This is a genomic window from Streptomyces naganishii JCM 4654, assembly GCF_014650575.1.
Classification (GTDB): Bacteria; Actinomycetota; Actinomycetes; order Streptomycetales; family Streptomycetaceae; genus Streptomyces; species Streptomyces naganishii.
Map to the genome: position 1 here is coordinate 81,725 of NZ_BMVF01000002.1, position 18,055 is coordinate 99,779.

Below are 18,055 nucleotides of genomic sequence, written 5' to 3' on the forward strand. Positions count from 1 at the left end.
CGTACACGGCGTGGTCTACTCGGCCGCCCCGTACATACGGTCGCCCGCGTCGCCGAGGCCCGGGACGATGTAGCCGTGCTCGTTGAGCCGCTGGTCGACGGAGGCCGTCACGACCGTCACCGGCGTGCCCGCCAGTTCGCGCTCCATGACCTCGACGCCCTCGGGGGCGGCCAGCAGCACCACGGCGGTCACGTCGTCGGCGCCGCGCCGGATCAGCTCCTTGATCGCCGCGACCAGCGTGCCGCCGGTGGCGAGCATCGGGTCCAGCACGTACACCTGGCGGCCGGAGAGGTCGTCCGGCATGCGCGTGGCGTACGTCGAGGCCTGCAGCGTCTCCTCGTTGCGGACCATGCCGAGGAAGCCGACCTCGGCGGTCGGCAGCAGCCGGACCATGCCGTCCAGCATGCCGAGCCCGGCACGCAGGATCGGCACCACCAGCGGGCGCGGCCGGGCGAGCTTGACGCCGGTGGTCTGCGCGACCGGCGTGTGGATGTCGACCTGTTCGGTGCGCACGTCCCGGGTCGCCTCGTAGGCGAGCAGGGTGACCAGTTCGTCGGCGAGCCGGCGGAAGGTCGCGGAGTCGGTGCGGCGGTCGCGCAGCGTGGTGAGCTTGTGGGCGACCAGGGGGTGGTCGACGACGTGGAGACGCATGTGCCCACACTAACCGGGCCCCGAGCCCGCCCGCCGCCCTCCCACCCGCCCCCGACCTCCGCCGATCTGGCATCAATCCCGCCATCGGAGGGAAAGTGGGAGGGACCGCGAGTGGGGTGGTGAACCAATGCCTGACCAGGAGTCCCGGAGCACGGACGCACCGGAGTCCGACAGCGAGCGGCGCCGGCGCCGGGCCCGGTTCCTGCGCGAGCTCGCCGAGGCCCGGGCACTGCGGGACCGCGTCCAGCCCCGCCGCGCGAAAGCCGCCCGGCTGCGGCACGCCATGCGCATGCGCACGTTCCGCTGGTAGGCCCCGCCCGCGGCCACGGCCCATGACTGCGAGCCGGAGCGGGGTCCCGGCGGGGGAAGACCGACACTCCGCGCGTACTTTGTGGAGGTGGGCGTGCGTGGACGCCGTTGGAAAGCCGCGTACGATCCGCAGGTGGCGGCAACGAGTGCGCTGGTGAGTCCTTTACGGACCTGCGATCAAAACTGCCGGACACAGGGAGCCGAAGACGTCCCCTGAACGCCTTGTTTCTGCCACGATTCCGAGTGGGTGGGGCTCGGAGCCCAGCTCTCTCCGCCCAGAACCTCCGCCGGGGGGACCCCCAACCGGCACGCCTAAGACCAGTGGGAGAGTCACGGTGTACTTCGCCGCACTGCTCGCGCGCACCGAAGACGGGTGGGAAGCGAGCGACACAGAGCTCGACGACGTGGAGACGCTGTCCGACCTGGCCGATCTGGCCCGGGAAGCCTCGGCCGACGACGACACGGTGCTCGTCCTCCTCGAGCAGGAGGACGCGTGGTTCGGCGTCGTCCGCGTGGACGGCGAGGACGATCCTCGTATCTACGTCTCGGACGCCGCCGCCGCTGCCCGCAGTTCGTACGGCGAGATCCTGCTCACCGACGAACTGCTCGGCCGGGAACCCGGAGAGGACGGCACCGACCTGGACTCCCTGGACCTCGACGGCACGGAGGACGGCGAGCCCTCGTCCGCCGCGGAGGACGAGGAGGAATCGCCCTCCGCGGAGACCATCACGCACGGCCCGCTGGGCGACGGCGAGATCCTCGACGACCTGGGTGTCAGCGCCAAGGAGCTGCGCGCCCTGGACGCGGAGGACGCGCTGAGCGCGATCGCCGAGGCCCTGGGCGCCTCGGAGGTGCTGGAGACGGTCCGCTGACCGCGCCCCACCCGACGGACGAACCCGGGCGGCCGTCCGGGGCGGCTCCCGCACACCCTCCGGCCCCCGCACACCCGCCGTCCGCCGCCTCCGGCACGCCCGATCCCGCACGCCGTCCCGTGCACGAACCCGTACCCGATCCCGTACGCGATCCCTGGCGCGAGGCGATGCGGCTCGCGCTGGAGCAGGCGGAGCGTGCCGTGCGGGGCGGCGACGTACCCGTGGGAGCCGTCGTGCTGGCCGGTGACGGCACCACCGTGCTCGGCGCCGGGCACAACGAGCGGGAGGCCACCGGCGACCCGACCGCGCACGCCGAGGTGCTCGCCATCCGGCGGGCCGCCGGGCGGACCGGGCAGTGGCGGCTGTCCGGCTGCACCCTGGTGGTCACGCTGGAGCCGTGCACGATGTGCGCGGGCGCGGCCGTCCTCTCCCGCGTGGACCGGGTGGTCTACGGCGCCCGGGACGAGAAGGCGGGCGCCGCCGGCTCGCTCTGGGACGTCGTACGCGACCGGCGGCTCAACCACCGTCCCGAGGTGATCGAGGGCGTCCTCGCCAGCGAGTGCGCGGCCCTGCTCACCGACTTCTTCCGGGCCCGCTGACGAGCCCGCTGAAAGCGATCCCCGGCCGGCGGCCGGTGGCCGGGTAACGGATTTCTGACCACGCCCTCCCGTGCTGTAAGGTCTCCCTCGGTAGCGTGTCCGAGCGGCCGAAGGAGCTCGCCTCGAAAGCGAGTGTGGCGCAAGTCACCGAGGGTTCAAATCCCTCCGCTACCGCTTGTGAAGGGCCCCGTCCGACGGACGGGGCCCTTCGTGCCATCATCGTGCGATCATCGACACACTCGGTCCGCCGCGGCCGACGACAGGGCAACTCGCGACAGGGGGAGACCGCGATGGCGGTGAACGCCAAGAAGATCGCCGTCTACGCGCTCGTGGTCTTCGTGCTCTATGTGATCATTACGGACCCGGCCAAGGCCGCCGGCTACGTCCAGATAGGCTTCGAGGGCATTTCGGACGCCGCGAAGGCCATCGGCGACTTCATGACCTGGGTCGCCAACGGAGGGAAATGATGATCCGGCACCTGGTCCTCTTCAAGCTCGATGAAGGCGTCTCCCGCGACGACCCGCGCGTCGTGGCGGGCGCCGAGGCGTTCCGCGCCCTCGGCGGGCAGATCGACGAGCTGCGCTTCTGGGAGTGCGGCTGGAACATCAGCGACCGCCCGATCGCCCACGACTTCGCGATCAACTCGGCGGTCGAGGACGCCGACGCGCTCAAGCGCTACCTGGAGCACCCGGCCCACCAGGCCGGCGTCGCGCTGTGGCGCGAGTTCTCCACCTGGGTGATCGCCGACTACGAGTTCTGAGCCGGCGGTACGGGTGCCGGTCCGCACCCGGTTCCGGCCCGCCCCCCGAGGTCCCGCCGCCATACGGCAGCGGGGCCTTTTTTGCACCGTATGCCCTATTTCACTCCTCAACACGTGCATATGCGGTGCTTGAACACGATGCACCTGTCTTGTGATGCTATGACCGCTTTTGACGGATGAGTTGATCGACGAAGAGGTGGCGTTGACCTTGTCGGCCAGTACTGCGCCGCCCCAGGAGGAAGCGGAGGAGGCACCCGCTGCCGCGGCCTGCGCTCCGGCACCGGAGAAGCGGCGCGGCGCCGACACCCGCGCCCTCACCCAGGTGCTGTTCACCCAGTTGAAGGAGCTCGAACCGGGCACGGCCGAGCACGCCCGCGTGCGCGGGGCGCTCATCGAGGCCAACCTCCCGCTGGTGCGCTACGCGGCCGCCCGCTTCCGCTCCCGCAACGAGCCGATGGAGGACGTCGTCCAGGTCGGCACCATCGGCCTGATCAACGCCATCGACCGCTTCGACCCCGACCGGGGCGTGCAGTTCCCGACCTTCGCCATGCCGACCGTCGTCGGCGAGATCAAGCGCTACTTCCGCGACAACGTGCGCACCGTCCACGTCCCGCGCCGGCTGCACGAGCTGTGGGTGCAGGTCAACAGCGCCACCGAGGACCTGACCACCGCCTTCGGCCGCTCCCCCACGACCGCCGAGATCGCCGAGCGGCTGCGGATCACCGAGGACGAGGTGCTCTCCTGCATCGAGGCCGGGCGGTCGTACCACGCGACCTCCCTGGAGGCGGCCCAGGAGGGCGACGGGCTGCCCGGGCTCCTCGACCGGCTCGGCTACGAGGACCCCGCGCTCGACGGCGTGGAGCACCGCGACCTCGTCCGCCACCTCCTGGTCCAACTGCCCGAGCGGGAACAGAGAATTCTGCTGCTGCGCTACTACAGCAATCTCACCCAGTCGCAGATCAGCGCCGAACTCGGCGTCTCCCAGATGCACGTCTCGCGGCTACTCGCGCGTAGCTTCCAGCGCCTTCGATCCGCAAACAGGATCGAGGCGTAACCGTCACGGGCGAATCCCTCACCAGGGCGGATCCCGACACCACGGACCCGAAAGACCGTCAGACCCCCTTTTTCCAGGGCGGATTCGCGTCTCGGATGTCGACAAGTCACTACAGCGCGTTGCCGACATGTGACATTCTTCCTCAAGCGCGTTTGCCGCGGCTTCGGCTCCGGTATTCAGGTGAGGGCTGAGTTCTCCGTCGGGAGGGCGCAGGCCGCGACCGTCCCGCGACCCAGAGGGGGTGGCATGTCCGCAGATCAGGGCAGCTCCGAGGTGCTGACGCTCAGCAAGAGCGAGACCCCTGCCAAGGAGCTCGAGGCGCTCGACGCCCTCGACGACGTTGCGGCCCTCGCGGCCGCTGAGGCACCGGTTCTCCCGGCCTCGGAAGCCATCGACACCCGGACCCTGTCCCGCTCCCTGTTCCTGCGGCTCGCCGCACTCGACGCCGACAGCCCCGAGCGGGCCTACGTGCGGGACACCCTGATCGAGCTCAACCTCCCCCTGGTCCGCTACGCGGCCGCCCGCTTCCGCTCCCGCAACGAGCCGATGGAGGACATCGTCCAGGTCGGCACGATCGGCCTGATCAAGGCGATCGACCGCTTCGACTGCGAGCGGGGCGTGGAGTTCCCGACCTTCGCGATGCCCACCGTGGTCGGCGAGATCAAGCGCTTCTTCCGGGACACGTCCTGGTCGGTGCGGGTGCCCCGGCGCCTCCAGGAGCTGCGGCTGGCGCTGACGAAGGCCAGCGACGAGCTGTCGCAGCGGCTGGACCGCTCGCCCACGGTGGCCGAACTCGCCGCCGCACTGGGCGTGTCGGAGGAGGACGTGGTCGACGGCCTCGCCGTGGGCAACGCCTACACCGCCTCCTCGCTCGACTCCCCGGCCCCCGAGGACGACGGCGGCGAGGGCTCCCTGGCCGACCGCCTGGGCTACGAGGACACGGCGCTGGAGGGCGTGGAGTACCGGGAGTCGCTCAAGCCCCTGCTCGCCAAGCTCCCGCCCCGCGAGCGCCGCATCATCATGCTGCGCTTCTTCGCCAACATGACCCAGTCGCAGATCGGCGAGGAGGTCGGCATCTCCCAGATGCACGTCTCCCGGCTGCTGACCCGGACCCTGGCCCAGCTGCGCGAGGGCCTGATCTCCGACTGACCGCCGCAGTACGCTTCCTATTTGACGGAGCGTCAGACACCATGGCGCGATGCCATGGGTGACTTCGACTCGTGGCCGTCGAGGCGCCGTCACGGCCGCCTCGGCGGCCGTCGTGTGTCTGGCCGGGGCCCTCGCCGCCTGCGGGGACGGCGGTGGGGGCGGGTACGTCGCCGTGGGACCGGCCGGCGGACCGTCCAGGGCCCCGGGGAGGGCCGCACCTACGGGGTCCGTGACGCTGGTCCCGCTCGACGGGGGCGGCCAAGGCGGTGACTCCGGGGCGAGCGGGGGCGAGGGGGCGCCGGGGGTCGGCAACTCGCCTTGGGGGCGAGGCAGTCGGGCCGGCGGCGGTACGCAGTCCGGTACGGCGTCCGGCGGTTCGGGGCCGGGAGGCTCCACGGGCGCCGGGGCCCCTACGGGCGGCCAGGGGGCCAATCCCGGGCCCAGCGACGGCAGTTCGCCGGTATCCCCGTCCTCACCGGGCGGCGGCGACGGCCGTACGGCACCCCCCGGGCCCGCGTCACCGCCCTCACCGCCCCCGTCACCGGAGCCCCCGCCGTCCTCCGCGCCTCCCGCTCCCACTCCTGCCCGGCTGAGCGCGGGCGAGCCCGCGCGGGAGGGCACGGACCGGCGGTGGTGCGAGAAGGTCACCGTGACCTTCCGCAACTCGGGCGGCACGGCGGTGCGTTCGGGCACGGTGACGCTCGGGACGCACATCATCGGCGCGCTCGGGATCGACTGGGGCACGGTGGAGTCGAGCGAGGCGCTCCCGGCGCCGATCGGGGCCGGCGCGCGGAAGGACGGGAGCTGGACCGTGTGCGTGGACGCCTGGCGGGTGCCGCTGGGCATGCACATCGAGACGCGGGACGTCGCGGTCCAGTGGAAGTAGGGAGCCGGGGAGGCAGTGAGCCGGGGCCCGCGGGTGCGGGCCCGCGGACTACTTGAGCGCGAGCCAGGCGACGGCCGCGACGATCGCCACCGCGACCACCACGCCGACGATCAGGCCGATCCGCGGGCCGGAGGAGGCGGCCTCCTGCTGCCTGCCCTGGGGGGCGGCGGCCTCGTCGACGAACGCGCGGAACATCTGGGTGCTGCCGGCGGGGTCGTAGTTGCCCTGGGGGCCCTGGGTGTTAGCCATGGCCCGAGACACTAGCGAATCCCCCGGTGGGACCCAAGAGGGGGCCCACCCCGGCTGATCAGCACAACCACCTGGACCTTTACATTCGCAATACTTGCCTTTGCCAAGTTTTTGCGGCGCCGGACCCCCATTTATTTGCCTGCAGCAACCAACCGTGTTTATGGTTGCCCTAAGCAACGAATACGGGAGGTGTGATGGCTGAGCAGGCGCAGTACGAAGAGCTGGCGCGTCAGCTCAGTGCCGTCGGGGCCGTGAAGCGGGACATGGGACGCATCCTGCCGTCCGACTGCCCGGCCGGCTCCGCCGCCGTGCTGACCCTGCTCGGCCGCCACGGGGACATGCGCATGAGCAAGCTGGCCGAGCTGCTCTCCGTGGACATGTCGGTCACCAGCCGCCATGTCGCGCACGTCGCCGCGCGCGGCTGGATCGACCGCCTGCAGGACCCCGCGGACAAGCGCTCGCGCATCCTGCGCCTGACGCCCGCGGGACAGCACCGGCTCGACGACATGTACCGGCGGACCACCCAGCTGTTCGCCGAGCGGCTGAGCGACTGGACCGACGACGAGGTCGGCCAGCTCATCCAGCTGATGACACGCCTGCGCGCCAGCTTCGGCGACTGCCGGTCCGCTCCGGCCCGGCCGCCCGCGCCCGTAGTCGAAGAGACCACCCGTACACCCGCAAGCACGTAAGTAAAGGAAGCCCATGGCAACGACCACACCAGCCGGTGTGCGGGCTCACGCCAAGCACGGGGGAGGCTCTCCCGGCGGTGCACCGATGACGCACCGGCAGATCATGGAGGCCCTGTCCGGGCTGCTGCTCGGCATGTTCGTGGCGATCCTGTCGTCCACGATCGTCTCCAACGCCCTGCCGCACATCATCGGCGACCTCGGCGGCGGCCAGTCCGCCTACACCTGGGTCGTCACCGCCGCCCTGCTGTCGATGACCGCGGCCACTCCCCTGTGGGGCAAGCTCGCCGACCTGTACAGCAAGAAGGCACTCGTCCAGATAGCCCTCGTCATCTACGTCGTCGCGTCGATGGCGGCGGGGCTCTCGCAGAACCCCGGCATGCTGATCGCCTGCCGCGTGGTCCAGGGCATCGGCGTCGGCGGTCTGTCCGCCCTGGCGCAGATCGTCATGGCCGCGATGATCTCCCCGCGTGAGCGGGGCCGTTACTCCGGTTACCTCGGCGCCACGTTCGCCGTCGCCACCGTCGGCGGCCCGCTGCTCGGCGGTGTCATCACCGACACCTCCTGGCTGGGCTGGCGCTGGTGCTTCTACGTCGGCGTGCCCTTCGCGGTGATCGCGCTGATCGTGCTGCAGAAGACTCTGCACCTGCCCGTGGTCAAGCGGGAGGTCAAGGTCGACTGGGGCGGCGCCACCCTGATCTCGGCCGCCGTCTCGCTGCTGCTGGTCTGGGTCACCTTCGCCGGTGACAAGTACGACTGGATCTCGTGGCAGACGTACGTGATGGTCGGCGGCTCGGTCGTCCTCGGCGCGCTGTTCGTGCTGGTGGAGGCCAAGGCCGCGGAGCCGATCATCCCGCTGCGGCTGTTCCGCAACAGCACCATCACGCTAGCCTCGCTCGCCTCGCTGTTCGTGGGCATCGCGATGTTCACCGGCACGGTGTTCTTCAGCCAGTACTTCCAGCTGGCCCGCGACAAGTCGCCGACGATGTCCGGCGTCATGACCATCCCGATGATCGGCGGTCTGTTCGTCTCCTCCACCGTCTCGGGGCAGTTCATCACCCGCACCGGCCGCTGGAAGGCGTGGCTGGTCAGCGGTGGCGTGCTGGTGACGGCCGGCCTCGGCCTGCTGGGCACCATCCGCTACGACACCGCGTACTGGAAGATGGCCGTCTTCATGGCCCTGCTGGGTCTCGGCATCGGCATGATGATGCAGAACCTGGTGCTGTGCACGCAGAACCAGGTCGACCCGCACGACCTCGGCTCGGCCAGTTCCACGGTCACCTTCTTCCGCTCCCTGGGCGGTGCGGTGGGCGTCTCTGCGCTGGGCGCGGTGATGGCCAACCGGATCACCGGCTACGTCAAGGACGGCCTGGCCGACCTCGGCCCCAGGTACGCCAAGCTCGCGTCGGGTTCCGGCTCCGGCACGGACACCATCCCCGACATGAACAAGCTGCCGCGGCCGCTGCGCACGGTCATGGAGAGCGCCTACGGGCACGGCATCGCGGACATCTTCCTGTACGCCGCCGCGCTCGCCGCGGTCGCCTTCCTGATCACGCTGTTCATCAAGGAGGTGCCGCTGCGCACCAAGGGCGCGCTGGCCCAGGCCGCCGACGGCGAGGCCGCCCCGCTGGACCCGGCCGCGGCTCCCACCGTCGCCGAGGCCCAGGACCCGGCCATCGCGCCGGCCGCCGAGGCCGCCGGTGACACCTTCACCCCGGACGGGGAGCGGGTGCCGAGCTGGGCGTCCGCCGCCTCCACCACCGAGACGGGTCCCGAGGGCACGCGGCTGCCGGTCGCGGTCGCCACGGTGGCGCCGGGCGCCACGGGCGCGGGCTCCGGCGGCGGCATCCCGGTGCGCGGCTTCGTCCGGGGCGCCGAGAGCGCGCCGGTGCCGCAGGCCGCGGTCACGCTGATCTCGCTGGCCGGCCGCCAGCTGGGCCGGTCGGTCGCGCAGGCCGACGGCGCCTACGCGGTGGACGCGCCCGGCGCGGGCTCCTACGTCCTGATCGCCTCCGCCGACGGCTTCCAGCCGCAGGCGTCCACGATCGTGGTCAACGGTGAGCCGGTGGCGTACGACATCCTGCTCAGCGGCACCAGCGGCCTGAGCGGTGTGGTCCGGGCCGCCGAGTCCGGGCTGCCGGTCAAGGACGCCATGGTGATCGTCACCGACGTCCGCGGCGACCTGCTGGCCACCGGGGCCACCGGGGAGAACGGCGAGTTCTCCTTCGCCGAGCTGGTGCCGGGCGCGGTGACCGTGGCGGTCAACGCCGACGGCTACCGGCCGCGGGCGCTGCCCGTCGAGGTGGGCGGCACCGGGGTCACCCGGGTCGAGATCGACCTGCCCTCCGGCGCCCGGCTCCAGGGCGTGGTGCGCTCCCCGCACGGTCCGCTCGCGGACGCCCGGGTGACGCTCGTCGACGCGGCGGGCAACGTGGCCGGCACGGCCACCACCGGGGCGGACGGCGCGTACGCCTTCACCGACCTCGGCAGCGGCGAGTACACCGTCATCGCGACGGGCTACCCGCCGGTGGCGACGGCTCTGACGGTCACCGGCCGCGGAGTCGACGACCACGACATCGAACTCGCCCACCCCGGCGAGTAGTTCGACCCCGGCCCGTGTGCGGGGCGCTCCCTGAGCGGCGGAGCGCCCCGCCACGGGCCGGTCTTATGCGACCGATTTGTATGGATGTGCAGGGAGAAAACGGGATGGGACTGACCGCGAGGATCCGCACCCGGGACGGATGGGCCGTGTCGCACGCGGTCGTCACGGTGACCGACATGACGGGCACGCAGGTGGTACGGGCCGAGGCCGACGCCGAGGGCGCCGTGCGGGACGCGACCGAGCTGGCGCCCGGCGCGTACACGGTCATCGTCACCGCCGTCGGCTACGCGCCGGCGGCCTCCAGCGCGATCGTCACCGCCAGCGGCCGGGCCGAGGTCGGCACGGTGACGCTGGCCCGCCAGGGCGGCACGGAGCTGCCCCCGCCGGGGCCGTGGACCATCGACCCGGCCCACTCCTCGGTCGCCGCGGTCGCCCAGCACCTGGGCATCTCCAGCGTGCACGGGCGGTTCACCGAGTTCGCGGGCACCATCGAGATCGCCCCGGACGACATCACCAAGTCCCGCGTGGAGGCGGTCATCCGCGCCGCGTCCATCGACACCGGCAACGGCATGCGCGACGGCCACCTGAAGTCGCCGGACTTCCTGGACGCGGAGCGCCACCCGGAGATCACCTACCGCTCCACCGGCCTGACGGCGGCCGGCTCGGACCGCTGGACGGTCCACGGCGAGCTCGCCATGCACGGCGTGGTCCGCCCCGTCGACCTCGACCTCGCCTACCTCGGCACCGGAGCCGACCCCTGGGGCGGCACCCGCGCCGCCTTCCGCGCGACGACGGAACTGCGCCGCGAGGACTTCGCCATGAACTACAACCAGGTCCTCCAGGCGGGCATCGCCGCCATCGGCACCACCCTCAGGGTGGAGCTGGACGTCCAGGCCGTGCAGGGCGAGTCACTGCCCGTGGCCTGACGGGAAGCGCGGGGGGAACGGGGGGCGCGGGGACCGCCGGGGTGTGGCGGCCCGCGAGACCAGGTCGGCGGCCAGGTCGCGCAGCTTGGTGTTGCGGTGCTGGGACATGTTGCGCAGCCGCTCCAGCGCGCGCTGGGCGTCGACCCGCTCCTGGGCCATCAGGATGCCGATGGCCTGGTCGATGACGCTGCGGGAGAGCAGGGCGGTACGCACGTCCGGCGCGGCGGCGCCCTCCCCCTCGACGTGCAGCGCGACCGTCACGGCGTCGGCGACCCGCGCGGCGAAGGCGCGCGCCCGCTCGCGGTCGGCGGCCAGCCCGTCCGGTTCGAGTCCGTACAGGTTCAGCGCCGCGCCCGTCTCGCCCGGCACCTCGAGCGGCAGGGCCAGCACACAGCGCACGCCGACGGAGAGGGCGTAGCGCGTGTAGTCGGGCCAGCGGGTCTCCTTCGCCGTGTCGGGGACGTACCGCTCGTCGCCGGTCCGGGCCGCCGACACGCACGGCCCGCTGCCGTCCTCGTACTGGCGCAGGTCCAGGCCGCTGGGCAGGCCGCTGCTGCCGGCCAGGGTCAGCAGGCGCTCGCCCCGGCGGACGGTGATGCTGCAGGCGGCCGCGCCGGGTACCGCCTGGACGGCGCGGTCGGTCAGATCCCGCAGCAGAGTGTCCAGGCCGCCGCCACGCGCGATCGCCTCATCCAGGGGTTCGGGCGGAGTCTCGGGTCTCATACCGTTGCTTTTGTCCCCGTTTCGGCGATCAACTCCCCGCCTCGCGTGTGGCGTTGTTCGCGTCCACGATCCGGCGGGCGAGATCGCGCAGCTTGACGTTCTCCCGCTGCGATGCGCGCACCAGGCTGTCGAAGGACTCCGCCGCGTCGATGTTCATGCGCTCCATCAGGATGCCCGTGGCCTGGCCGATCAAGTCCCGGGTGCGCATCGCCTCGGTGAGCTGCTCGCGCACGGTCGCCGACTCCAGGGCGAGGCTGACGTGCGCGGTGAACAGGCGGCCGACCCGCGTGGCGGCCTCGTCGAAGACGTGCGGCTTGCCGGCGTAGGCGGTGAGCACGGTCAGCCGCCGCCTGTCGGCACGCAGCCGCAGCGCGAGCGCCGAGCGCAGGCCGAGGACGGCCAGCGGCTCCCCGCCCTCCTCGGTCTCGCTGTCCGCCACCCGCACCACGGGCTCGTGCCACAGGTGCTCCCAGTGCGACGGCTTGGTACGGCCCGGTACACCCGCCTCGACCGCGCGCACCGACTCGTCGGTCCAGGCGACCGTGCGCCGGTTGCCGCCGCGCTCCAGGACGGAGATGCCGGCCTGCTCGGCGCCCGGCAGCAGACCCACGGCGAGCCGCACGGCCGCGTCCATGGTGCTGCGCGGGGTGACCGTTTCGTGCAGTCGCCGGGCCGCCGCCACCAGGGCTTCGGCCAGCTCGAAATCCCCCGCAAAACGGGGTGATTCAGAAAAGTCGGACGCAGGCACCACGAACCTCTTCGGCATGCACGGCACTACGGCCATGCGCAGGAGAGCTCCGCAGCACATTCCCGACTGCGAGCACAGGACGAACAGAACCTTATCTCGTCCGGGCGTGCAGGTTCCCCCAGGTCGACGGTCGGGCCCCACCCCTTTTGAACCAGCGCGCGCAAGTGGTGGAATGGAGCCGGACGGGTCAGGAAGCGGCCTCCCTGAGACCGGATGGATGTCTGCCTTCTGCCAGGTGAGTGCCGTGACCCCTTTCTCCGCCCCGTGCCGGGTGCTCGACCTGCCCGGGCACACCCTGCTCGTACTGCCATCGGAGATCGACCTCTCCAACGCGCCCGCGCTGTGCAGCGGCGTGCTCGCCTGCGCGCGCGCCCGCGCCGGGCGCCTGGAGGTCCTGGTCCTGGACCTCACCCGTACCGACTTCATGGACTCCCAGGGCGCCCGCCTCGTCGAGGACGTACGGCACGGGCTGCCACCCGGGGTACGGCTCCGGGTGGTGGCGACCCCGGACGGAGTGCCCTACCGCGTCCTGGAGCTGACCGGCGTACGCCGCGACGTGCCGGTCCACGGTGACCTCACCGGGGCGCTGCGCGCCTGACCGACCCCGCCGACGGCAGGCACGGCGGGGTCGGCCACCGCGCGCCCCCGGGCGCCTAGGCTGCGGGCATGGCACCGAACATCGCGACCAACACGCGCGTGACGCGCGAGGAACTGCTGGACTTCGTACGGCCCCGCCACCGCGCCCTGCTGCTGACCCGGCGCGCGGACGGCGGCCCGCAGGCCTCCCCGCTGACCTGCGGGGTGGACGACTCCGGCCGGATCGTGGTCTCCACCTACCCGGAGCGGGCCAAGACCCGCAACGCCCGGAGGGACGCCCGGGTGAGCCTTGTCGTGCTGAGCGACGAGTGGAACGGGCCGTGGGTCCAGATCGACGGCACCGCCGAGGTCGTGGACGCGCCCGACTCCGTGGAGCCGCTCGTGGAGTACTACCGCAACATCGCCGGTGAGCACCCGGACTGGGACGAGTCCCGCGAGGCCATGCTCCGGCAGGGCAAGTCGATCATCCGGATCACACCCGAGCGCTGGGGACCGGTGGCCACGGGAGGCTTCCCGGCCCGGCTGGTGAACGGGGACTGAGAAGGGGGTACGGGGCGGGCGGGGCGGGGGAGGACGCGAGCGCCGGCGCAGGGCCCGAGCGCCGGGCGGAGGCCCGAGGGTCAGGCGCGGGCGACCGGAGAGGCAGGCGCGCGGACCGGAGAGGCAGGCACGGGCGGGCGACTGGAGGGGCAGTGGCACCGGAGGGTCAGGCGCGGGCGACCATGGCCTCGATGCCGGCGATCAGCAGGTCCAGGGCGAAGGCGAAGTCGCGGTCCAGCATCTCGCCTACCGTCTCGCCGCCGCGCGCCGACATCATGTGCGCCGACTCCCGCAGCACCTCGGCGGCGTCCGGCGCCCGTGTGGCGGCGCTCATCGCGTGCCGGAAGTAGTCGTCCGGGGCCATGCCCGCCCCGGCGCAGCGGGCCACGAAGTGCCCCTCGACCGTGCCGTAGCCGTACACGAACTGGAAGACGGCCGCGATCGCCCCGGTCAGCCGGTGCTCGGGCAGCCCGGTGCGGCGGATGATCCGCTGCACGGCGCCCGAGAAGGCGAGCGAGTTCGGGCCGATGTTGAGGAACGTGCCGACGAGCGGCGACAGCCACGGGTGGCGCACCAGCAGCTCCCGGTACCCGGCGGCGAGACCGCGCAGCTGCTCGCGCCAGTCGGCGCAGGCGTCCTCCGGGGGCAGCCGCAGCTCGCCGAAGGCCGCGTCCAGGGCGAGTTCCAGCAGGTCGTCCTTGGTGTCGACGTACCAGTACACGGACATCGCCGTGACGTTCAGCCCGGCGGCCAGCCGGCGCATGGAGAAGCGGGACAGCCCCTCGGCGTCCAGCAGCCGCACCGTGGCCTCGGTGATCCGCTCCCGGTCAAGCCCGGAGGGCTGCCCGCCGCCGCGCCCGCCCCGGCGTGCCTTGCCCTCCAGCCAGACGCTGGTCCGCGCGGTGTCCTTGGCCCGCTGGGCTGCCCTCACCATGGCGCACCTCTCTGAGCGTTCCCACCCCGGCGGTCCCGGAATGCCATCCGGAGTGTGCCCGCTGCGCCGCGCGCGGCAACAACGAGGGGGCGGTGGCCCGGCCGGCCACCGCCCCCTGCCGTCTCCCGTCCCGGATCAGCTCTTCTTCCGGGTGAGGTCGTAGAAGCCGGCCGAGCCGGCCGTCACCTTCGTGAAGTTCTTCTCCACCCAAGAGGTGATCTGCGCGGAGGTGCCGCCGCCTCCCATCCGGCCGCCCATGCCGCCGCCGGCGATGAAGTAGTGGATCCTGCCCTCGGCCACGTACTCCTTGAACCGGGCGAGGGTCGGGGAGGGGTCGGTGCCGTTGAAGCCGCCGATCGCCATCACCGGGTCACCGGTGGCGAGCTGGTAGCTTGCCGCGTTCTGCGAGCCGATGGACGCGGCGACCCAGGTGTACCGGGAGGCGTCGGTCTCCAGCAGCCTCTTGGCCGCGGAGGAGACCTTCGCGCCGTCGAGCAGGCCGCCTCCGGCGCCGCCCATGCGGCCGCGCTCGCCCTGGGCCGTGCCGCCGCCGGCGCCCGCTCCCGCGCCGGGAAAGCCGTTGCCGTTCGGCATGCCCTGACCCTGGCCCTGTCCTTGTCCCTGGCCCGGGAGTCCCCCGCCGGGGAAGCCGCCGGCGCCGTCGCCGTTGCCATTCTGCTGGCTCCGGCCGTTCCGGCCGTTCCATCCCGGCAGGGCGCCGCCCGGCCCGCCGCCGCGGCCGCCGAAGCCCATCCTGCTCGCACCCGCCGGGCCGGCCGTCGGGATCGAGCCCGTGTGCGCGGAGTCCACCGTGCTCAGCGTGTACGCCGCCGGCCCGGCCAGCGAGGTGACGACGGCCGCGGAGACCACCGCGAGCGCGAGCGGCCCGCCGAGCCGGCCCGCGAAGACAAGGCCGAGGGCAGCGGCCAGTCCGCCGACCAGAACCAGCCACTTCAGCCAGGGCAGGTAGTCAGGAGTGCGGTTGAGCAGGACGTACCCCCAGCCCGCGGTCGCCGTGACGGCGGCCGCCAGGGTGAGCGACGCCCAGGTCCGCGCGCGCTGCTCCCACAGGGCCGCCGCGCCCATGCCGACCACCGCGGCGACGTAGGGCGCGAGGGCGACGGTGTAGTACTGGTGGAAGATGCCCGCCATGTAGCTGAAGACGAGCGCGGTCATCAGCAGCGAGCCGCCCCAGGCGAGGAACGCGCCGCGGGCCGGGTCCGTGCGGCCGGCCCTGCGGGTGAGCACGAGGCCCCCGACGAGCAGGATCAGCGCGGCCGGGAGCAGCCAGGAGATCTGGCCGCCGGTCTCGGAGTCGAACATCCGGTTCCAGCCGGTCGCTCCCCAATGGCCCGTGCCGCCGCCCCCGGGGCCCCCTCCGCCGCCCACGCTGCCGGTCTCGTCACCGTTGATCCGGCCGAGGCCGTTGTAGCCGAAGGTCAGCTCCAGGAAGCTGTTGTGCTGCGAGCCGCCGATGTACGGGCGCGAGGAGGCGGGCCACAGCTCGACGATCGCGACCCACCAGCCGCCGGAGACGACGAGCGCCACCGCGGCGAGGGCGAGCTGCCCGAGCCGCTTCCTCAGCGCGACGGGCGCGCGGACGCCGTACACCAGGGCGAGGGCGGGCAGGATCAGGAAGGCCTGGAGGGTCTTGGTCAGGAAGGCGAAGCCGACCGCCACGCCCGCCCACACCAGCCACTTGGTCCGGCCGTCCTCGAGGCCCCGGACGACGAAGTAGACGGTGAGCGACATCAGCAGCGCGAGCAGCGCGTCGGGGTTGTTGAAGCGGAACATCAGCGCCGCGACCGGGGTGAGCGCGAGCACCGCGCCCGCGATCAGTCCTGCGGCCGGGCCGAACCGGCGGCGCACGGCCGCGTGAACCACGGCGACCGTGAGGACGCCCATGATCACCTCGGGGACGAGGATCGCCCACGAGTTCAGGCCGAAGATCCGTACCGACAGGCCCATCGGCCACAGCGCGGCCGGGGGCTTGTCGACGGTGATGGCGTTGCCCGCGTCGAGGGAGCCGAAGAAGAACGCCTTCCAGGACTTGCTGCCCGCCTGGACGGCCGCCGAGTAGAAGGAGTTGGCATAGCCGGAGGCGCTCAGGTCGTAGAGGTAGAGGAGTCCGGTGGCCAGGAGGAGGCCGAGGAAGGCGGGCCGGCCCCAGCGTGGATCCCCGGGCCGGCCGGGCCACCCTGCGGCAGCGGGTGCGGGCGGTGGGGTGGACGTCGTCGGTGAGGTGGAGGTGGTCGGTGTGGTGGATGCGGTCGGTGTGGTGGATGCGGTCGGTGTGGTGGATGCGGTCGGCGCGGGCGGTGCGGTCGGGGGCGGCCCCCAGGAGGACGGCCCCGCACCCTCCGGCCGGCTCGTCCTGTCGTACTCGGTCGTCATCGGGCTTCCCTCGGATCGGTGTGGCGCGGACGCACCGGCTGGAGCGGCACGGCCGAGTCGCCCCAGTGGGCGCCGTACGGGCCGTACGCGCCGTAGGAGTCGTGGGCATCGTGGGCGTCGTAGGAGCCCTGCCGGTCCGGGAAGACCCAGGCGCGGAAGAGGAGGAAGCGCAGGACGGTCGCCGCGAGGTTGGCGGCGATGAGCACCGCGAGTTCGGTGGAGTGCGCCGGGCTGCTGCTCGCCGCGTTCAGAGCGGCCAGCGAGCCGCTGGTGAGCGCCAGGCCGATGGCGAAGACGACCAGGCCCTGCGCCTGGTGGCGGACCGCGCCGCCGCGCCCCCGCACTCCGAAGGTGAGCCGCCGGTTCGCGGCGGTGTTGGCGACCGCCGAGACCAGCAGGGCGAGCGCGTTGGCGCTCTGCGAGCCGCAGAACTGCCGGAAGGCGCTGTAGAGCAGCAGGTAGAAGAGCGTGGACAGGCCGCCGACCACGCAGAAGCCGACGAGCTGGCGGGCCAGTCCCCTCGGCACGTCCTGGATCTCGCGGTCGCGCGGGTCGTCGCCGAAGGGGCGGGTGAGCCGGTCCAGCGGCAGCGAACCGGTGGCCAGGGCCTTCCCCACGCGCCACACGCCCTTGAGGTCATCGGTCGCGGTCCGCACGATGTGGACCGTGGAGTCGGGGTCGTCGACCCAGTCGACCGGCACCTCGTGGATGCGCAGCCCGGCCCGCTCGGCCAGCACCAGCATCTCGGTGTCGAAGAACCAGCCGGTGTCCTCGACCAGCGGCAGCAGCACCTGGGCGACATCGCGCCGGATCGCCTTGAAGCCGCACTGGGCGTCGGAGAACCGGGCCTGGAGCGAGCCGCGCAGGATCAGGTTGTAGGTGCGGGAGATGAACTCCCGCTTGGCGCCCCGCACCACCCGCGAACTGCGGGTGAGCCGGGAGCCGATGGCGAGGTCGGAGTGGCCGGAGATCAGCGGCGCGACCAGCGGCAGCAGCGCGTTGAGGTCGGTGGACAGGTCCACGTCCATGTAGGCGAGGACCGGCGCCCGGGAGGCGGACCAGACGGTCCTCAGGGCCCGGCCGCGGCCCTTCTGCTCCAGGCGGAAGGTCCCGACCCCGGGCAGCTCGGCGGCCAGCCGGGCGGCGACCCGCGGGGTGGTGTCCGTGGAGGCGTTGTCCGCGATCGTGATGCTGAAGGCGTACGGGAAGGTGCGTGTGAGGTGCTCGTGCAGCCGGAGCACACACGGCCCGAGGTCCTTCTCCTCGTTGTATACGGGGATCACTATGTCCAGGACGGGCGTACCGGCGTCGTCGGCCGGGAGGTGCTCCCGCGCCGGCAGGGTGCCGGAAGAAGAGTCGGTTGGCATGGCACCGAC

General features: G+C 72.5%; 20 protein-coding genes and 1 tRNA gene. 14 read left to right on the top strand and 7 right to left on the bottom strand.

The features are described 5' to 3' along the window. Positions 1 to 15: 15 nt before the first annotated feature. Positions 16 to 651: a uracil phosphoribosyltransferase gene (upp, locus tag IE217_RS03170; RefSeq protein WP_190176141.1), complete on the bottom strand. Its 636-nt coding sequence runs from the start codon at positions 649 to 651 to the stop codon at positions 16 to 18. A 127-nt stretch (positions 652 to 778) separates the two neighbouring features. On the opposite strand from upp, the gene IE217_RS03175 reads away from it, so the two are divergent. From IE217_RS03175 to IE217_RS35175, 9 genes are all read left to right on the top strand, one after another. Further along, on the top strand, positions 779 to 961 hold the full coding sequence (locus IE217_RS03175) for a hypothetical protein (protein WP_190176142.1): 183 nt from the start codon (positions 779 to 781) through the stop codon (positions 959 to 961). Positions 962 to 1,295: 334 nt separating this feature from the next. Then, complete coding sequence (locus IE217_RS03180; RefSeq protein WP_190176143.1) at positions 1,296 to 1,832, top strand: tRNA adenosine deaminase-associated protein; 537 nt, start codon at positions 1,296 to 1,298, stop codon at positions 1,830 to 1,832. 167 nt (positions 1,833 to 1,999) lie between these two features. Beyond that, the gene (gene tadA, locus IE217_RS03185; protein WP_229865048.1) at positions 2,000 to 2,431 is read left to right on the top strand and encodes a tRNA adenosine(34) deaminase TadA; all 432 of its coding nucleotides are present in this window, start codon (positions 2,000 to 2,002) and stop codon (positions 2,429 to 2,431) included. Positions 2,432 to 2,520: 89 nt separating this feature from the next. Continuing rightward, positions 2,521 to 2,605: transfer RNA gene (locus tag IE217_RS03190), tRNA-Ser, on the top strand. 116 nt (positions 2,606 to 2,721) lie between these two features. Next, positions 2,722 to 2,898 carry a hypothetical protein gene (locus tag IE217_RS03195; protein ID WP_190176145.1) on the top strand — a complete coding sequence of 59 codons (177 nt, stop codon included), beginning with the start codon at positions 2,722 to 2,724 and terminating at the stop codon, positions 2,896 to 2,898. Continuing rightward, positions 2,898 to 3,191 carry a Dabb family protein gene (locus IE217_RS03200; RefSeq protein WP_189711147.1) on the top strand — a complete coding sequence of 98 codons (294 nt, stop codon included), beginning with the start codon at positions 2,898 to 2,900 and terminating at the stop codon, positions 3,189 to 3,191. The genes IE217_RS03195 and IE217_RS03200 overlap by 1 nt, the downstream gene beginning before the upstream one ends. A gap of 169 nt (positions 3,192 to 3,360) precedes the next feature. After that, positions 3,361 to 4,245 (top strand): RNA polymerase sigma factor SigF, encoded by an 885-nt coding sequence (locus IE217_RS03205; protein ID WP_190176146.1) that lies wholly within the window; start codon positions 3,361 to 3,363, stop codon positions 4,243 to 4,245. A gap of 246 nt (positions 4,246 to 4,491) precedes the next feature. Then, positions 4,492 to 5,394, top strand: a complete 903-nt coding sequence (locus tag IE217_RS03210; RefSeq protein ID WP_190176147.1) for an RNA polymerase sigma factor SigF — start codon at positions 4,492 to 4,494, stop codon at positions 5,392 to 5,394. Positions 5,395 to 6,043: 649 nt separating this feature from the next. Further along, positions 6,044 to 6,280 carry a hypothetical protein gene (locus tag IE217_RS35175; protein WP_308432682.1) on the top strand — a complete coding sequence of 79 codons (237 nt, stop codon included), beginning with the start codon at positions 6,044 to 6,046 and terminating at the stop codon, positions 6,278 to 6,280. A 48-nt stretch (positions 6,281 to 6,328) separates the two neighbouring features. Here IE217_RS35175 and IE217_RS03220 read toward each other — a convergent pair whose 3' ends face one another. Further along, positions 6,329 to 6,529, bottom strand: a complete 201-nt coding sequence (locus IE217_RS03220; protein ID WP_190176149.1) for a hypothetical protein — start codon at positions 6,527 to 6,529, stop codon at positions 6,329 to 6,331. 194 nt (positions 6,530 to 6,723) lie between these two features. On the opposite strand from IE217_RS03220, the gene IE217_RS03225 reads away from it, so the two are divergent. The 3 genes from IE217_RS03225 (at position 6,724) to IE217_RS03235 (ending at position 10,743) form a co-directional block, all read left to right on the top strand. Next, positions 6,724 to 7,218 carry a MarR family winged helix-turn-helix transcriptional regulator gene (locus IE217_RS03225; RefSeq protein ID WP_190176150.1) on the top strand — a complete coding sequence of 165 codons (495 nt, stop codon included), beginning with the start codon at positions 6,724 to 6,726 and terminating at the stop codon, positions 7,216 to 7,218. 85 nt (positions 7,219 to 7,303) lie between these two features. Next, positions 7,304 to 9,817 (top strand): MFS transporter, encoded by a 2,514-nt coding sequence (locus IE217_RS03230; RefSeq protein ID WP_466767938.1) that lies wholly within the window; start codon positions 7,304 to 7,306, stop codon positions 9,815 to 9,817. A 104-nt stretch (positions 9,818 to 9,921) separates the two neighbouring features. Further along, positions 9,922 to 10,743: a YceI family protein gene (locus tag IE217_RS03235; protein ID WP_190176152.1), complete on the top strand. Its 822-nt coding sequence runs from the start codon at positions 9,922 to 9,924 to the stop codon at positions 10,741 to 10,743. On the opposite strand, the gene IE217_RS03240 is transcribed toward IE217_RS03235, so the two are convergent. Both IE217_RS03240 and IE217_RS03245 read right to left on the bottom strand, forming a co-directional pair. Next, a complete protein-coding gene (locus IE217_RS03240; protein WP_190176153.1) occupies positions 10,726 to 11,466 on the bottom strand; it encodes a GAF and ANTAR domain-containing protein in 741 nt (246 codons plus the stop codon). The two genes, IE217_RS03235 and IE217_RS03240, sit on opposite strands and share 18 nt — an antisense overlap. Positions 11,467 to 11,494: 28 nt before the next feature. Then, complete coding sequence (locus tag IE217_RS03245) at positions 11,495 to 12,232, bottom strand: ANTAR domain-containing protein (protein WP_190176525.1); 738 nt, start codon at positions 12,230 to 12,232, stop codon at positions 11,495 to 11,497. Between the two features lie 226 nt (positions 12,233 to 12,458). On the opposite strand from IE217_RS03245, the gene IE217_RS03250 reads away from it, so the two are divergent. Both IE217_RS03250 and IE217_RS03255 read left to right on the top strand, forming a co-directional pair. Next, on the top strand, positions 12,459 to 12,812 hold the full coding sequence (locus IE217_RS03250; protein ID WP_229865001.1) for an STAS domain-containing protein: 354 nt from the start codon (positions 12,459 to 12,461) through the stop codon (positions 12,810 to 12,812). A gap of 68 nt (positions 12,813 to 12,880) precedes the next feature. Next, complete coding sequence (locus tag IE217_RS03255) at positions 12,881 to 13,351, top strand: PPOX class F420-dependent oxidoreductase (RefSeq protein ID WP_190176155.1); 471 nt, start codon at positions 12,881 to 12,883, stop codon at positions 13,349 to 13,351. 166 nt (positions 13,352 to 13,517) lie between these two features. Here IE217_RS03255 and IE217_RS03260 read toward each other — a convergent pair whose 3' ends face one another. The 3 genes from IE217_RS03260 to IE217_RS03270 form a co-directional block, all read right to left on the bottom strand. Further along, entirely contained in the window at positions 13,518 to 14,285 is a 768-nt protein-coding gene (locus tag IE217_RS03260) for a TetR/AcrR family transcriptional regulator (RefSeq protein WP_190176156.1), read from the bottom strand. A gap of 135 nt (positions 14,286 to 14,420) precedes the next feature. Next, on the bottom strand, positions 14,421 to 16,679 hold the full coding sequence (locus IE217_RS03265; RefSeq protein WP_190176157.1) for a glycosyltransferase family 39 protein: 2,259 nt from the start codon (positions 16,677 to 16,679) through the stop codon (positions 14,421 to 14,423). Next, positions 16,676 to 18,046 carry a bifunctional glycosyltransferase family 2/GtrA family protein gene (locus tag IE217_RS03270; protein ID WP_190176158.1) on the bottom strand — a complete coding sequence of 457 codons (1,371 nt, stop codon included), beginning with the start codon at positions 18,044 to 18,046 and terminating at the stop codon, positions 16,676 to 16,678. Before IE217_RS03270 ends, IE217_RS03265 begins: the two co-directional genes overlap by 4 nt. Positions 18,047 to 18,055: the final 9 nt, after the last annotated feature.

Bases quoted from the DNA above. Each gene is read 5' to 3' on its own strand.
- upp (WP_190176141.1), bottom strand. From the start codon at position 651: ATGCGTCTCCACGTCGTCGACCACCCCCTGGTCGCCCACAAGCTCACC.
- IE217_RS03175 (WP_190176142.1), top strand. From the start codon at position 779: ATGCCTGACCAGGAGTCCCGGAGCACGGACGCACCGGAGTCCGACAGC.
- tadA (WP_229865048.1), top strand. From the start codon at position 2,000: ATGCGGCTCGCGCTGGAGCAGGCGGAGCGTGCCGTGCGGGGCGGCGAC.
- IE217_RS03195 (WP_190176145.1), top strand. From the start codon at position 2,722: ATGGCGGTGAACGCCAAGAAGATCGCCGTCTACGCGCTCGTGGTCTTC.
- IE217_RS03200 (WP_189711147.1), top strand. From the start codon at position 2,898: ATGATCCGGCACCTGGTCCTCTTCAAGCTCGATGAAGGCGTCTCCCGC.
- IE217_RS03210 (WP_190176147.1), top strand. From the start codon at position 4,492: ATGTCCGCAGATCAGGGCAGCTCCGAGGTGCTGACGCTCAGCAAGAGC.
- IE217_RS03220 (WP_190176149.1), bottom strand. From the start codon at position 6,529: ATGGCTAACACCCAGGGCCCCCAGGGCAACTACGACCCCGCCGGCAGC.
- IE217_RS03225 (WP_190176150.1), top strand. From the start codon at position 6,724: ATGGCTGAGCAGGCGCAGTACGAAGAGCTGGCGCGTCAGCTCAGTGCC.
- IE217_RS03230 (WP_466767938.1), top strand. From the start codon at position 7,304: ATGACGCACCGGCAGATCATGGAGGCCCTGTCCGGGCTGCTGCTCGGC.
- IE217_RS03235 (WP_190176152.1), top strand. From the start codon at position 9,922: ATGGGACTGACCGCGAGGATCCGCACCCGGGACGGATGGGCCGTGTCG.
- IE217_RS03240 (WP_190176153.1), bottom strand. From the start codon at position 11,466: ATGAGACCCGAGACTCCGCCCGAACCCCTGGATGAGGCGATCGCGCGT.
- IE217_RS03245 (WP_190176525.1), bottom strand. From the start codon at position 12,232: ATGCCGAAGAGGTTCGTGGTGCCTGCGTCCGACTTTTCTGAATCACCC.
- IE217_RS03255 (WP_190176155.1), top strand. From the start codon at position 12,881: ATGGCACCGAACATCGCGACCAACACGCGCGTGACGCGCGAGGAACTG.
- IE217_RS03260 (WP_190176156.1), bottom strand. From the start codon at position 14,285: ATGGTGAGGGCAGCCCAGCGGGCCAAGGACACCGCGCGGACCAGCGTC.
- IE217_RS03265 (WP_190176157.1), bottom strand. From the start codon at position 16,679: ATGACGACCGAGTACGACAGGACGAGCCGGCCGGAGGGTGCGGGGCCG.
- IE217_RS03270 (WP_190176158.1), bottom strand. From the start codon at position 18,046: ATGCCAACCGACTCTTCTTCCGGCACCCTGCCGGCGCGGGAGCACCTC.